15 protein-coding genes and 2 pseudogenes are annotated in these 13,851 nt (G+C 70.2%); 7 read left to right on the top strand and 10 right to left on the bottom strand.

Annotated elements, in window-relative coordinates; all coding sequences use genetic code 11:
- Positions 1-1,490 (bottom strand): FtsK/SpoIIIE domain-containing protein (locus ACOJVU_RS00520; protein WP_421527983.1); only part of this gene is annotated, 1,490 nt, incomplete at its 3' end.
- Positions 1,491-1,616: 126 nt separating this feature from the next.
- Between ACOJVU_RS00520 and eccD the strand changes: the two genes are divergently transcribed.
- Both eccD and mycP read left to right on the top strand, forming a co-directional pair.
- Positions 1,617-2,975 carry a type VII secretion integral membrane protein EccD gene (gene eccD / locus ACOJVU_RS00515; protein ID WP_421527982.1) on the top strand — a complete coding sequence of 453 codons (1,359 nt, stop codon included), beginning with the start codon at positions 1,617-1,619 and terminating at the stop codon, positions 2,973-2,975.
- Positions 2,972-4,279, top strand: a complete 1,308-nt coding sequence (gene mycP, locus ACOJVU_RS00510) for a type VII secretion-associated serine protease mycosin (protein WP_421527981.1) — start codon at positions 2,972-2,974, stop codon at positions 4,277-4,279. Before eccD ends, mycP begins: the two co-directional genes overlap by 4 nt.
- Here mycP and eccB read toward each other — a convergent pair.
- A pseudogene (gene eccB, locus ACOJVU_RS00505) lies at positions 4,229-5,653 on the bottom strand (type VII secretion protein EccB); the annotation flags it as partial. The gene mycP and the pseudogene eccB overlap by 51 nt on opposite strands.
- 165 nt (positions 5,654-5,818) lie before the next feature.
- On the opposite strand from eccB, the gene ACOJVU_RS00500 reads away from it, so the two are divergent.
- Both ACOJVU_RS00500 and ACOJVU_RS00495 read left to right on the top strand, forming a co-directional pair.
- Entirely contained in the window at positions 5,819-6,649 is an 831-nt protein-coding gene (locus tag ACOJVU_RS00500; protein ID WP_421527985.1) for a cutinase family protein, read from the top strand.
- A 76-nt stretch (positions 6,650-6,725) separates the two neighbouring features.
- A complete protein-coding gene (locus ACOJVU_RS00495; protein WP_421527980.1) occupies positions 6,726-7,430 on the top strand; it encodes a cutinase family protein in 705 nt (234 codons plus the stop codon).
- An 18-nt stretch (positions 7,431-7,448) separates the two neighbouring features.
- On the opposite strand, the gene truA is transcribed toward ACOJVU_RS00495, so the two are convergent.
- The 8 genes from truA to infA all read right to left on the bottom strand — a co-directional run bounded on the left by truA (position 7,449) and on the right by infA (position 12,062).
- Positions 7,449-8,309: a tRNA pseudouridine(38-40) synthase TruA gene (gene truA, locus ACOJVU_RS00490; RefSeq protein WP_421527979.1), complete on the bottom strand. Its 861-nt coding sequence runs from the start codon at positions 8,307-8,309 to the stop codon at positions 7,449-7,451.
- Positions 8,290-8,835 (bottom strand): 50S ribosomal protein L17, encoded by a 546-nt coding sequence (rplQ, locus tag ACOJVU_RS00485; protein ID WP_421527978.1) that lies wholly within the window; start codon positions 8,833-8,835, stop codon positions 8,290-8,292. Before rplQ ends, truA begins: the two co-directional genes overlap by 20 nt.
- A gap of 77 nt (positions 8,836-8,912) precedes the next feature.
- Positions 8,913-9,956, bottom strand: coding sequence for a DNA-directed RNA polymerase subunit alpha (locus ACOJVU_RS00480; protein ID WP_421527977.1), 1,044 nt, complete (start codon positions 9,954-9,956; stop codon positions 8,913-8,915).
- A 106-nt stretch (positions 9,957-10,062) separates the two neighbouring features.
- Positions 10,063-10,668 carry a 30S ribosomal protein S4 gene (gene rpsD / locus ACOJVU_RS00475; RefSeq protein ID WP_421527976.1) on the bottom strand — a complete coding sequence of 202 codons (606 nt, stop codon included), beginning with the start codon at positions 10,666-10,668 and terminating at the stop codon, positions 10,063-10,065.
- Between the two features lie 13 nt (positions 10,669-10,681).
- Positions 10,682-11,101, bottom strand: coding sequence for a 30S ribosomal protein S11 (rpsK, locus tag ACOJVU_RS00470; protein ID WP_421527975.1), 420 nt, complete (start codon positions 11,099-11,101; stop codon positions 10,682-10,684).
- A gap of 6 nt (positions 11,102-11,107) precedes the next feature.
- On the bottom strand, positions 11,108-11,482 hold the full coding sequence (gene rpsM / locus ACOJVU_RS00465; protein WP_369740391.1) for a 30S ribosomal protein S13: 375 nt from the start codon (positions 11,480-11,482) through the stop codon (positions 11,108-11,110).
- A gap of 186 nt (positions 11,483-11,668) precedes the next feature.
- Complete coding sequence (gene rpmJ, locus ACOJVU_RS00460; protein ID WP_003879483.1) at positions 11,669-11,782, bottom strand: 50S ribosomal protein L36; 114 nt, start codon at positions 11,780-11,782, stop codon at positions 11,669-11,671.
- 58 nt (positions 11,783-11,840) lie between these two features.
- Positions 11,841-12,062, bottom strand: a complete 222-nt coding sequence (gene infA / locus ACOJVU_RS00455) for a translation initiation factor IF-1 (protein WP_003418601.1) — start codon at positions 12,060-12,062, stop codon at positions 11,841-11,843.
- Between the two features lie 224 nt (positions 12,063-12,286).
- Here infA and ACOJVU_RS00450 point away from each other — a divergent pair.
- From ACOJVU_RS00450 to ACOJVU_RS00440, 3 genes and pseudogenes are all read left to right on the top strand, one after another.
- Positions 12,287-12,658, top strand: a pseudogene (locus ACOJVU_RS00450) (LLM class F420-dependent oxidoreductase); the annotation flags it as partial.
- Positions 12,659-12,686: 28 nt separating this feature from the next.
- On the top strand, positions 12,687-13,682 hold the full coding sequence (gene rfbB, locus ACOJVU_RS00445) for a dTDP-glucose 4,6-dehydratase (RefSeq protein ID WP_421527974.1): 996 nt from the start codon (positions 12,687-12,689) through the stop codon (positions 13,680-13,682).
- A partial coding sequence (locus tag ACOJVU_RS00440) for a dTDP-4-dehydrorhamnose 3,5-epimerase family protein (RefSeq protein WP_421527984.1) occupies positions 13,679-13,851 on the top strand: 173 nt, incomplete at its 3' end. The genes rfbB and ACOJVU_RS00440, both read left to right, overlap by 4 nt.

The raw sequence follows: 13,851 nt of genomic DNA, 5'->3' as shown, positions 1-13,851 counted from the left end.
ACCAGCGGCGCGTCGTCGGCCAGGTTGGTGATGACCGCCGCGACGTGGGGAGCACCTGCCATGTCCAGAAAGGTTGATCCCCCTTTGAAGTCGACGAGCAGCAGGTTGAGCACGGCCGGTGAGTGCAGCGCCATCATTCCCAGTGCGACGGTGCGCAGCAGTTCGGACTTTCCCGAACCGGTGGCCCCCACACACAGACCGTGCGGTCCGACCCCGCCCTCGGCGGGCTCCTTGATGTCGAGCCGCAGCGGCGCGCCGTCGGCCCCGGCACCGATGGGCACGCACAGCCGCTCATGCTCGCCGGCACTGCGCCACAGCAGGGTCGGGTCGAAGTCGGCGATGTCAACGATCCCGGCCAGCCCCAGCCACCCGGAGTCCCCGAACCGACCGTCGGCACCGATCCGGTAGGCGGCGAGCCGGCGCGCACAGGTCAGCGCACCCAAGGGGTCGAGTCGGTCGGGGCGCGCGACGGTCTGCGTGTCGCCGTCCCCAGTGATCGTCACCGGCGTCCCGTCGCGCGCACCGCCGACCGCGAGGGTGATGACACCGGGCATCGCGGCGACGTCGTCGTCGACGTCGGCGATCACCACCGCCTGCCGCGAGCCCCGCACCGAGCCCAGCGCCTCCAGCGCCTCGGAAACACTGGAATACACCATGCGGGCGGGCCCCAGGGCGTCGGTGCTGGCGGGATGTCGGTTGTGGGGTAACCATTTCAGCCAATCCCAGTGGACGCGGACGTGGTCGCCGACCGCGCCGGCGATCAGCAGCCGATCCGGGGCATGCAGCACTGCCAGCTGACAGACGATGGCGCGCAGCAGACCGCGCACCGCCGCCGGGTCACCGCGGAGGGTCAGCCTTTCCCCGGGTAGCAGTCCGATCGCGATCGGCACATCGGCGACCGCAGCGTGGGTGTCGACGAACCGCCGCATCGCCGCGGTGGTCACCGGGTCTGCTGCCCTCCCGGACGGTGCCTCCGGGGCCACCAGCCGGGCGGCGAGGGGCCGGATACCGACTCCGACCCGGACCAGGCAGAAATCGGCGTCGGCGACCCGCCGCTCCCACATCCTCGGACCGCCGATCAGCGTCCACAACGTGTCCGGGTCCGGATGGAGCCAAAGCTGCGCCACCCGTTGTGCCGCAGCTTTTTCGGTGACCGCCAGGCGCAGAGTGGCCAGGTGTTCGAGGTAGCCGGTCCGGTCGGCGTCGATGTCGCCGCGGCGCCCCCGACCCGCGATCACCGTCGTCAGGGCGGAGAGCAGCATCATCGCCGGAAATGCCAGGAAGACCGGGTTGCGGCCCGCGCCCGGCCCCTGCAGCGACGACACCGCCATGGCTCCCGTGGCCGCCACCGACGTGACAAGCGGGAGCAGCCGCAGCAGCGCTCCCGACGACGCGCGGGCCGGCAGGCCGGGCGGGGCATCGACGACGATGTCGTCCTCCGCGACCGCCGGGGGAAGTCGCCGCGCCGTGGGCACAAAGTCGTCCGTCATCGCGATCCTCCCACGGTCGGGAACGCTAGGCAGCGCCCAAGCGGGCGGCAAGTCACCTGTGGACAGCCGAACGCGAGGAAATACGAAACCGGTTAATGTGCCTGTGATTCGAGCGAAGGGGTCGTGATGCCTGCATCTGACGAATGGTGCCGGGTATGCGTTCACGCCGGAGCCCGAGCCGCGGACCTGACGCTGCCCGCCCGCGTGCCCGTGGCAGCCCTGATCCCGTCGATCGTCGACATCCTGCATGGTCCCGCCGGCGCTGCGGCGGCGACGAGCTACCTGCTCTCACCGGTAGGCCGGACCGCGCTGCCCGGTCCGACCACACTGGCGCAGAACGGCATCCGCGACGGAACCGTTCTCGTTCTCGGCCAGCGCGCGCCGGCGGCGCCCGTGACGCGCCACGACGACCTCGCCGAGGCCGTCTCGGCGGCGCTCGGCCCGGAGGGCCGGCTTGACGGCCGCCATGCGGCCCGTACCGCGGGTGCGATCTCGGCGGCCGGCCTGGCCGGCATCGGCGCGCTTGCTCTGGTTCAGAACACGTTCAGCGGCAACGGGTCGGCCGGCCACACCGGTACCACCGCCGTGGCGGCCGCGGCAGGCGTCGTCGCCGTGCTGGCCGGAGCGCTCGCGCGGCGGGTGTATCGGGACCCCGCCGCTGCGCTCGCGCTGGGTGTGACCGGCACGGTCTTCGCCGCGATCGCCGGCTTCCTGGCCGTTCCCGGCGACCCGGGCCTGCCGGGCGTGTTGCTGGCCGCGTCGACGGCCGGGGTCACTTCGGTGCTGTCGATGCGCGCATCGGCTTGTGGCGCTGTGACATTCATCGCGATGGCGGGTGCGGCGACGGTCATGGGCGCCGCCGCGTTCGTGGGCGTGCTGACCGCGGCCCCGCCGGCCGCCGTCGGCGCGGTGACCGCGCTGGCATCCCTCGGCCTGCTCGACGCGTCGGGGCGGATGTCCCTCCTGCTGGCGGGCTTGTCACCGCGCCTGGATGCCGTGGTGCCCGAGAGCGACGGCGTGGGTGCCGCGGCAGTGCGCGCCGACCGCTGGTTGACCGGCCTGGTCGGCGCGTTCTCCTCCTCGGCCGCCGTCGGCGCCGTGGTCACCGTGCTGGCCGGCGGGCCGAATCTGGCCCGCTTGGTCTTCGCCACCGTGGCCGGCGCGCTGCTGTTGTCGAGGGTCCACACGGCGGCCGGCGGCAGGGCTTTGCCACTGGCCACCGCTGGATTTGTCACGCTCACAACAGTTGTCGGAAAAGTGGCGATCAGCGCTACCGGGCAGAGACCGTGGATCGCCGCGGCGGCGGTCCTGTTGGCCGCCGCGGCGGCGTTGTCCCTGCGCTTTGCCGCCCCGGAGCTGTCGCTGTCGCCCCCGCTGCGCCGCGGCCTCGGGATGCTGGAACGTCTTGCGGTGGTTGCCATGGCGCCAATGGGGTGCTGGATCTGCGGCGTCTACGGCGCCGTTCGCGGAATTCACGTCCCGTGACGGCGTCCCGCGCCGGGCGGCTGCTGGCGGTGTCGGCCCTGGTGGCGCTGTGGCAATTCGGAATGCCGGGCGCCCATGCGGTTTCACCGCCGCAAGTGGACGACAAGTGGCTGCCGGCGCCGGCCCGGCCGGCTCCGCCACGGCCGACCGTGCAGCACGACGTGTGCGCGGTGCTCACGACCGGTCCCGCCCCGGACACCGACCCCCTCGCCGACCTCGACCTGCCCAGGGTCTGGCAGCTCACCCGCGGGGCCGGGCAACGCGTCGCGGTGATCGACACCGGCGTCTCCGGGCACCCCCGGCTGCGTGCCGTGGTGCCCGGAGGCGACTACGTGTCAACCGGTGACGGAGCCGCGGACTGCGACGCCCACGGCACCCTGGTGGCCGCGATGATCGCGGCCGCGACGGATGCCACGGGCACGGGCGGAATCGCACCCGAGGCCACGGTGATCAGCATCCGCCAGTCCAGCGCGAAGTTCGCACCGGTCTCCGAGCGGTCCCGCTCCGGCGTCGGGGACGTCGACACGCTGGCCAAAGCCGTGCGGACGGCGGCCGATCTCGGCGCATCGGTCATCAACATCTCCTCGGTCGCCTGTGTTCCGGCCTCCGCGACGCTCGACGACCGGGCGCTGGGCGCCGCGCTGGCCTATGCGGTCGACGTGAAGAACGCCGTCGTCGTGGCCGCGGCGGGCAACACCGGCGGGGGTGCGCAATGCCCCGCCCAACGTCCGGATGCCACCTGGGACGACGTCACGGTCGCGGTCAGTCCCGCCTGGTACGACGACTATGTTCTGACGGTCGGATCGGTGAACTCCGAAGGGGCGCCCTCGCCGTTCACCTTGGCCGGCCCCTGGGTGGACGTCGCGGCGACGGGCGAGCGGGTCAACCCGCTCGGATGCGAAGTGTCGGGCACCAGCTTCGCCGCACCGGTCGTCAGCGGGGTCGCGGCACTGATCCGGGCCCGGTTCCCGGCGCTGACCGCGCGGCAGGTGATGCGGCGCATCGAGTCGACCGCGCATCACCCGGCCGCCGGCCGCGATCCGCTCGTCGGCCACGGGACAGTCGATGCCCTGGCCGCCGTCAGCACCGATTCCGGCGTGCCCGACCGCGTGGCCAGACCGGCACCATCGCCGATACCGGCACCCGCCCCGGGGCCCTCACCGAAGCGGGACGGTCACGGCATCGCGCTGGGCGGCGCGGCGGTCTGCCTGACCGCGCTGGCCGCCGCCGTGGCCGCCCAGGCCGCCCGCACCAGGGCCCGGACCGAGCCCGACGGACCCGCCGATGGCGTCGCGGGCGACTGATGCGCCTGCTCGGCTGAGTTCCGGTCCCGACGGCAGCGCCGCCAGCATCGGCCATGGCGCCGGAACCGGCGCCGCCAGACCGAGGTCGTGCTCGGCGTCGTCGCCGCGGACGGCGAAGCGCACCCCAGTGTCGGTGACCAGGTACCGGTCGGTGTCCCGGGGGCCCCGCACGTAGGCGCTGCGGCCGGTCGGCAGATAGACCGCGTCGAGCGCAGGACCGCTCCCGTCGGCCTGCGCCAGCGTCACCGGCAGCTGCCCGGGCGGCAGCGGAAGGCGTTGCCCCGTCACGATCCCCACGTACCCCGCCGGCGCCTCGGGCTCCTGGACGACGCACACGGTGCCGCCGGCGTCGGCCGGATCGGGCGCCCGGTCGGGAAAGCCTCCCACGGGCAGCGTGGTCACGATCGGAGCGGCACGGATCACGTCGGGCGCCACCGTACGGACGTCGGTGGTCCCGTGCGAGTCGTCGAGACGCAGCAGATCCGCGGCCACCCGGCCGATGCGCTGCACCCCGGCCGGCAACACCACGTAATATTCCTCGCTGCCGCCGCGCGTGATGCGCAGCACACCGCCGACCGGAAAACCAGGGACGCCCGCCGACTCGCTGCCCGCTCCGCCGATTCGCGGCACCGTGATCGACGGTGACTCGGGGACGGCGTTCAGCAACCACGGGGAGACGGCCCGCGGCCTGCGCCCTTCCAATCTGAGCGCCCGGACGACGGCGGCGTCGGAGACATCCACCACGGCCCGGCGGCCCTCGTAGAGCAGATAGGCGGGCAAGCCCGGGCCGGGGGTGGCAAGGATGGCCCGCCCGACCGGCAGGCGACCGTCCGCCCAGGCGTCGGCCCGCCCGACGACGACCGTCGTGGTCGGGCTGCCGGACTCTCGGCTGTCACAGACCGCCCACCCGGACTCCTGCGCGGACAGTGCCGCTCCGATCAGCGCCGGTGCGCCAGGAATCCCAAGCAGCGGACCGCGTTTGGTGCGACGCAGATCCGACTCGGACACCAGCTGCGGGCGGGCTTGTGCGCCGGCGATCAGCCGCGCAGAAGCCACGTTGAGCACGGGGTGCCAGATCTCGCCCATGCGGACGTACAGAGCGCCGGATTCCCGGGCTATCACGATCCGCGCCCGGTCGAAGTCCGCCTGCGGCCGCAGGGCGGCCACCAGGGCGCAGCCGAACACGGTGACCGCCGCCAGGGCCCAGCCGAGGGTCAGCGGCGCCGCCCGCGCCGGCACCGACCGGCCGCCGTGCAGGGCACGTTCGACGCGACGCAGCAAAAACCGATAGCCGCTGGCCCGCAGCGCCGTCGTCGACCGGTCCGACACCCCGTCCCCACCCTTCTCCGCGTCTCCCCACGATCCGCCCCCCATGCGCCGGACTTCACGGTAATCCCGTCCGCCGGTGTCCGCGCACAGTCCATCCACAGCTGCGACGGGTGCCTGCTGGCCTGGTGGCGGCTAAAATCGACGCATGATTCCGCACCGCACACGGGGCCCGTTGGCGGGCGCCGCGCGGTCGGGGGGCGCTGGGCCCGCCTGGGAGCCGCAGCTCTGACCGGTGCCGCAGGTCTGGCTACCGCTGCCGTCGCCGTGCCGGTCGCCTCGGCCGGCAGTTGCCCCGACGCGCAGGTCATCTTCGCCCGCGGAACCAACGAGCCGCCCGGTATCGGCCGGGTCGGCGAAGCCTTCGTCGACTCGCTGCGCCAGCAGACCGGCGGCCTCGACATCGGTACGTATGCGGTGAACTACAACGCCAGCAAGTTGCAGATCCACACCGGAGACGGCGCCAACGACGTGATCTCGCACGTCAAGTCGACGGCGTCGTCCTGCCCGGGCACCAGGCTGGTGCTGGGTGGCTACTCGCAGGGCGCCGACGTCATCGACATCGTGGGCGGGGTCCCCCTCGGCGGCATCAGCTGGGGCAGTTCGCTGCCCCCCGAGTACGCCAAGAACATCGCCGCGGTCGCCGTGTTCGGCGACGTGGCCGACCGGTCCGGACGATCGCTGGGCGCCCAGAGTGCGCTGTTCGGTTCCAAGGTGATCGACCTGTGCAACCCCGCCGACCCGATCTGCCATGCGGGCCCCGGCAACGAGTGGACCGGGCACACCGAGGGCTATGTCCCCGTGTACACCACCCAGGCCGCGGCTTTCGTGGCGTCCAAGCTGCTGGTGGGGACCGGCCGGCAGGTGCCCGGGTTCGGGCCGCAGGTGCCGGCCTTCGGCCCCTCCCCGCAGGCGCCCGGGCCGCAGACACCGGCAGGCCCGGTACCACCGGGGCCCGGCCCCTCGATAACGGGCAACATGTCCTCGCCGACCCTGTCATCTCCGCTGTCGCCCGCGACCGACCTGGTTTCCGTCGCCTACTGACGCGGCGCCGATAACGATTGCGGAACCGTCGGCGGTCGCCGGCTGAGCCGACCGGTCGCGTCGCTACCATCGGCCCATGCGGCTCTGCGCGGGTGACCCTTTGCCCCACCACAGTCCGGGCGCCAGGCCCAGTGTGGGCGGCAGGCTGGCGAGCCTGCTGGGCGCCGCTTCGTTCGGCGCGGCTGCCGGTCTGATCGCGCCGTGGGTGGCGCCCGGGCCGACGGCGGCGGCGCCCTGCCCGGGCGCCGAAGTGGTCTTCGCGCGGGGCCGAGAGGAGCCACCCGGTCCCGGCTACGTGGGAAACGCGTTCGTCAACGCGTTGCGGCCCAAGCTGCCGACAATGACGATCGCGTCCTACGGGGTGAATTACCCCGCCGACATCAGCCCCGCCACGGGCGCCGACGACATGAGTGCGCACGTCCAATCCATGGCCCACAGCTGCCCCGAGACGCGCATGGTGCTCGGCGGCTACTCACTGGGCGCCGCAGCCGCCGACCTCGTGATCGCGGTGCCCAAACCGGCGTTCGGCTTCACCAATCCCCTGCCACCGGCGATGGCCGACCACATCGCGGCCGTCGCGTTGTTCGGCAACGGCACCCGACGGATCGTCGGACCCCTGAGCAACGTCAGCCCCGCGTTCGCCGGCAAGACCATCGACCAGTGCGCGACCGGGGACCCCATCTGCTCGAACGGCACCAACTGGCCGTCCCATTTCCAGCCGGCCTACATCGATTCCGGCCTGGTGGATCAGGCCGCCGGCTTCGCCGCCGGCAAGCTGTGAACTCCAGCGCAGGCCGGCTCAGCCGGGTGTGCGCATGTCGCGGGTGACCGAATTCCGCTCGGCCAGTTGGCCCTCGGGTGGATAGTCGACGCCGATCAGCGTCAGCCCGCGCGCCGGCGCGGCCGCGAAATCGCTGGAGCGGACGGTGGCGGCGAGCAGCTCGCGGCACCAGCAAGCCGGGCGGCGGTGTTCGCCGACGGCCAGCAGCGCCCCGACCAGGGACCGCACCATCGACCAGCAGAACGCGTCCGCGGTGACGTCTGCGGTGATCACATCACCCTCGCGGGACCACTCGAACCGCTGCAGGTCCCTGATGGTGGTGGCGTTGGCCCGGTGCCGGCAGAAAGCGGCGAAGTCGTGCAGTCCCAACAGGTCTCGTGACGCGGTGGTCATCGCCTCGAGGTCCAGCAGGCGCGGCCAGGCCGTCACGTAGCGGGCCTGCTGCGGCTGGACCCCGTAGGGCGCCGTGGACAACCGGTAGCGGTAGTGCCGACGCAGCGCCGAAAACCGGGCGTCGAAACCCGATGGTGCGCGGCTGATCTCGAGCACGCGCACATCGGCGGGCAGGAACCGGCCGAGCCGTCGTAGCAACGGCAGGAACTCCGGCTCGCCGGCCCGCCGCGAACGCGACTCGGCGTTGGGGAGCGTAGCGGCGGGCAGATCAGCGTGGGCCACCTGCCCGCTTGCGTGGACGCCGGCGTCGGTGCGGCCGGCGCCGCGCAGCCGCACCGGCGTGCGGAAGACGGTCGTCAGCGCCTCGTCGAGGACACCGGCGACGGTGCGTTGCCCCACCTGTGCTGCCCAGCCCGCGAATTCGGTTCCGTCATAGGCGATGTCGAGCCGCAGCCGGACGTCGTCGCTAACTGTCGGCGGCCTCATCGGACTCGTCGGCGGCTTCGGGCGCGGACACCGAGACGTCCTCGGCAGTCGGGCCGACAGCCCCCTCCGGATCGACGGCCGCCCGCGGAGCCGCCGCGGCCGCCACCGGAGCCTCCTGAGCCTTCGAGGCCTTCACCCGCCGCGCCCGGTCGGCTTCGGACGTCACCGTCTTCTCCCGCACGAGCTCGATCACGGCCATCGGCGCGTTGTCGCCCTTGCGCGCCTCGACCTTGATGATGCGGGTGTAGCCGCCGTCGCGGTCGGCGAAGAACGGACCGATCTCCTCGAACAGGGCGTGCACGACGTTCTTGTCGCGGATCTTCTTCAGAACCTCTCGACGGTTGTGCAGCGTGCCCTTTTTGGCGTGCGTGATCAGCTTCTCCGCGTAGGGCCGCAGGGCACGCGCCTTCGGCTCGGTCGTCTTGATCCGGCCGTGCTCGAACAGCGACGTGGCCAGGTTGGCCAGGAGGGCCTTCTGGTGCGACGACGACCCGCCGAGGCGCGGACCCTTGGTGGGCTTGGGCATTGCTGACGCTCCTGTCTAGATGAATCTCAGTGCAGTTGTCCGGCTCCTCAGCGGGTCCGCATCGTCACCGGAGGGACCTAAAGCTGTTCGGTTTCGGCGTAGTCCTGGTCGTCGTAGGCGCCCTCGCTGGACCAGGTGCCGGTGGCCGCGTCGTAACCCGCAACCTCGGACGGGTCGAAGCTGGCCGGGCTGTCCTTGAGCGACAGACCCAGCTGGTGCAGCTTGATCTTGACCTCGTCGATGGACTTCTGACCGAAGTTGCGGATGTCGAGCAGGTCCGACTCGGTGCGGCTGACCAGCTCGCCGACTGTGTGCACACCCTCGCGCTTGAGGCAGTTGTAGGACCGCACGGTGAGGTCCAGGTCGTCGATCGGCAGCGCGAACGACGCGATGTGATCGGCCTCGGCGGGCGACGGCCCGATCTCGATGCCCTCGGCCTCGACGTTGAGTTCGCGTGCCAGGCCGAACAATTCGACCAGCGTCTTACCCGCCGACGCCAGGGCGTCGCGGGGGCTGATCGAACTCTTGGTCTCCACGTCGAGGATCAGCTTGTCGAAGTCGGTACGCTGCTCGACGCGCGTGGCGTCCACCTTGTAGGTCACCTTGAGGACCGGCGAGTAGATGGAATCCACCGGGATGCGGCCGATCTCGGCGCCGGAGACTCGGTTCTGCACCGCCGGGACATAGCCGCGGCCACGCTCGACGACGAGTTCGACCTCGAGCTTGCCCTTGTCATTGAGCGTGGCGATGCGCATCTCGGGGTTGTGCACGATGACCCCGGCGGGCGGCACGATGTCTCCCGCGGTGACCTCACCCGGGCCCTGCTTGCGCAGGTACATCGTGACCGGCTCGTCCTCCTCGGAGGACACGACCAGGCTCTTGAGGTTCAGGATGATCTCGGTGACATCTTCCTTGACACCGGGCACGGTGGTGAATTCGTGCAGCACACCGTCGATGCGAAGGCTGGTCACGGCTGCGCCGGGGATCGACGACAGCAGCGTACGGCGCAGAGAATTGCCCAGGGTGTAACCGAATCCTGGCTCCAGCGGTTCGATGACGAACTGGGACCGGTCGTCGGCGACGACTTCCTCGGACAGGGTGGGTCGCTGGGAGATCAGCATGGTGTTTCTTCTTCTCCTTCTCGGCACCCGCTATTTGATGCCGCTCAGGTGGTCCGTCGCCGCGGTCGCGGCTCCGGGGGTCCGCACCCGTGGGTGCGGGATGTCCTTACTTCGAGTAGTACTCGACGATCAGCTGCTCGGTCAGGGGCACTTCGATCTGCGCCCGCTCCGGCAGCTGGTGGATCAGGATCCGCTGGCGCTCCCCCACCACCTGCAGCCAGCTCGGGATCGGGCGGTCACCCGCGGTCTCCCGCGCGATCTGGAACGGCACCGTGTTCAGCGAGGAGTCCCGCACATCGATGATGTCGTACTGCGAGACCCGGTAGCTGGGAACGTCGACGTGCACGCCGTTGACGCTGAAGTGGCCGTGCGTGACCAGCTGGCGTGACATCCGCCGCGTACGGGCCAGGCCGGCGCGGTAGACGACGTTGTCCAGCCGGCTCTCCAGGATCCGCAGCAGCTCCTCACCGGTTTTGCCGGGCTGCCGCACGGCCTCCTCGTAATAGCGGCGGAACTGCTTTTCCATCACGCCGTAGGTGAAGCGGGCCTTCTGTTTCTCCTGCAGCTGCAGCAGGTATTCGCTTTCCTTGATCCGCGCGCGGCCGTGCTGGCCGGGCGGGTAGGGACGCTTCTCGAACGCCTGGTCGCCACCGACAAGGTCGGTGCGCAGCCGGCGCGATTTGCGGGTCATGGGTCCGGTGTAACGAGCCATCTACTTTTCTCTCCTAAACCCGACGGCGCTTCGGCGGACGGCAGCCGTTATGCGGCTGGGGGGTGACGTCGGAGATCGCGCCGACCTCCAGACCGGCGGCCTGCAGTGACCGGATCGCCGTCTCCCGGCCCGAACCTGGGCCCTTGACAAAGACGTCGACTTTGCGCACGCCGTGCTCCTGAGCCTTGCGCGCCGCGTTCTCGGCGGCAAGCTGGGCGGCGAACGGGGTCGATTTCCGGGACCCCTTGAAGCCGACGTGGCCAGACGACGCCCAGGCGATGACGTTGCCCTGCGGGTCGGTGATCGTCACGATGGTGTTGTTGAAGGTGCTCTTGATGTGAGCCGCACCATGCGGGATGTTCTTCTTTTCCCGACGGCGGATCTTCTGCCCCTTCTTGGCGGAGCTTGCCTGCGCTTTTTTTGCTGGTGGCATCGGGTTCTACCTGGCCTTCTTTTTGCCTGCGATGGTGCGTTTGGGGCCCTTCCGGGTTCGCGCGTTGGTCTTCGTCCGCTGGCCGCGCACCGGCAGGCCGCGGCGGTGCCGCAGGCCCTGGTAGCAGCCGATCTCGATTTTGCGGCGGATGTCGGCCTGAACCTCGCGGCGCAGGTCACCCTCCACCTTCAGGTTGGCTTCGATGTAGTCACGCAGGTGGGTCAGCTGGTCGTCGGTCAGGTCCCGCGTGCGCAGGTCCTTGTCGATGCCGGTGGCCGCCAGAATCTCGTTCGAGCGGGTCCGGCCGACGCCGTAGATGTAGGTCAGGGCGATCTCCATGCGCTTGTCGCGCGGCAGATCGACGCCGACTAGTCGAGCCATAGGTGGCGTTTCCTCTTTTTCTAGGCGGAGGTCTGGTCCCAGCCCGTTCCCGCCCCCGACAGTTCGGGGTGGGGCCCGGCCTCCGTCCGGGCGTGGATGAGCGGTTCATCACGACATCGATGCCAGCCGCTCACTGGTGCTGGGGAGTCTGCATTCAGTTGTCGGGTACGTCAGGAGCCGGAGGGATCAGCCCTGACGCTGCTTGTGGCGAGGATCGGAGCAGATCACCATGACCCGCCCATGCCGGCGGATCACCCTGCACTTGTCACAGATGGGCTTTACGCTCGGGTTCACCTTCACGGCCGGTCGATCCTGTTCTGTCGTTGCTGGGTTTCGTGTTGCTGGGGTTCGGGCTTCGTCACTTGTACCGGTACACGATGCGGCCCCGGGACAGGTCGTAGGGCGACAACTCCACCACGACCCGATCCTCGGGCAGGATGCGGATGTAGTGCTGACGCATCTTGCCGCTGATGTGGGCGAGCACCTTGTGGCCGTTCTCCAGCTCAATGCGGAACATCGCATTGGGCAGGGGCTCGACCACGCGGCCCTCGACCTCTATGGCACCGTCCTTCTTGGCCATGACTTTTCAGAAATCCTCGTCTTTATCGTCTTCAGGCGTCGTTCTCGGTCCACCCGCATCGGCGCAGCGTCACCCGGTCTTCACACGTGAGCCGGTGACAGGAAATTCCTAGGGCAGGGCACGCAGAAAGCCGGCGCGAATGTCGCACCGCTGGTCCACGATACCCGCTCATCGAGCCCGCGCCAAAATCCAGCCGGGGATTGCGAACAGGGCCCATCGCCCACGAGCGCGACCTGGTTGGCAATGCGGTGTTCTTGGCCCCGGAGCGCAAGGTGGTGCTGACCACCGACGCCGAGGAGGCCCGCGCGGTCGGCCGCCGGACCGTGGAGCACTACCTGGGCCTGAGCAACTACGTGAACAACTGGCTGCGGATGGGGTTCACCGAGGCCGACGTGAGCAAGCCCGGCAGCGACGGGCTGATCGACGCTGTGGTGGCCTACGGCACCCCCGGGACGGTCGCGCACCGCCTGGGCGAACACCTGCAGGCTGACGCCGATCACGTGGCGATCCAAGTGCTGGGTGGGTGGAACGAAGAGACCCTGCTGCCGGCCCTGAGCGAATTGGCCGGACCGCTGGGGCCGACTCCCCTCGGCTGAGCCGTCCACTCGGCTAGGGTCTTAGGCCATGCGGCTACTGGTCACCGGCGGCGCCGGCTTCATCGGCGCCAATTTCGTGCACAGCACCGTGCGCGAACACCCCGAAGATTCCGTGACGGTGCTCGACGCCCTGACCTACGCCGGCCGGCGCGAGTCGCTGGCCGGCGTCGAGGACTCGATCAGGTTCGTCGAAGGCGACGTCAACGACGCCGAGCTGGTCAGCCGGCTGGTCGCCGAGTCCGACGCGGTGGTCCATTTCGCCGCCGAGACCCACGTCGACAACTCACTGGAAGACCCGACCACGTCGCTGCGGAGCAACGTGGTCGGAACCTACGCCCTCCTCGAGGCGGTGCGGCGGCACGGAGTGCGATTGCACCACATCTCCACCGACGAGGTCTACGGCGACCTGAAGCTCGGCGACCCGCAGCGGTTCACCGAGTCCACGCCGTACAACCCGTCGAGCCCCTACTCCGCGACCAAGGCCGCCAGCGACCTGCTGGTCCGGGCCTGGGTGCGGTCCTACGGGGTGCACGCGACGATCTCCAACTGCTCCAACAACTACGGGCCGTATCAGCACGTGGAGAAGTTCATCCCGCGCCAGATCACCAACGTGCTGACCGGGCGCCGCCCGAAGCTGTACGGCGCGGGCGCCAACGTCCGCGACTGGATCCACGTCGAGGACCACAACAGCGCGGTGCGGCGGATTCTGGAGAAGGGCGACAACGGCCGCACCTACCTGATCGCCGCCGAGGGCGAGCGCGACAACCTGACGGTCATGCGCATGATCCTGCAGATGATGGGACGCGACCCCGACGACTTCGACCACGTCACCGACCGGGCCGGCCACGACCTGCGGTACGCCATCGACCCGTCGTCGTTGTACAACGAATTAGGTTGGGCGCCAAAGCATGCCAACTTCGAGGCGGGCCTGCGAGCCACCATCGACTGGTATCGCGACAACGAATCGTGGTGGCGGCCGCTCAAGGACGGCGCCGAAGCCCGCTACGAGGAGCGTGGTCAGTGAAGGTTCGCGAACTCGACATACCCGGCGCCTGGGAGATCACCCCGACCATCCACGGCGACTCCCGCGGAATGTTCTTCGAATGGCTCAAAAACAGCGAGTTCACCGCGTTCGCCGGGCACCGGTTGGACGTCCGGCAGGCCAACTGTTCGGTCTCGTCGGCCGGCGTGCT

Source organism: Mycobacterium sp. THU-M104, from assembly GCF_049197365.1.
Taxonomy (GTDB): Bacteria; Actinomycetota; Actinomycetes; order Mycobacteriales; family Mycobacteriaceae; genus Mycobacterium.
The sequence above is the reverse complement of the archived record's forward strand: the minus strand, read 5'-3'. Positions and strand labels throughout refer to the sequence as shown.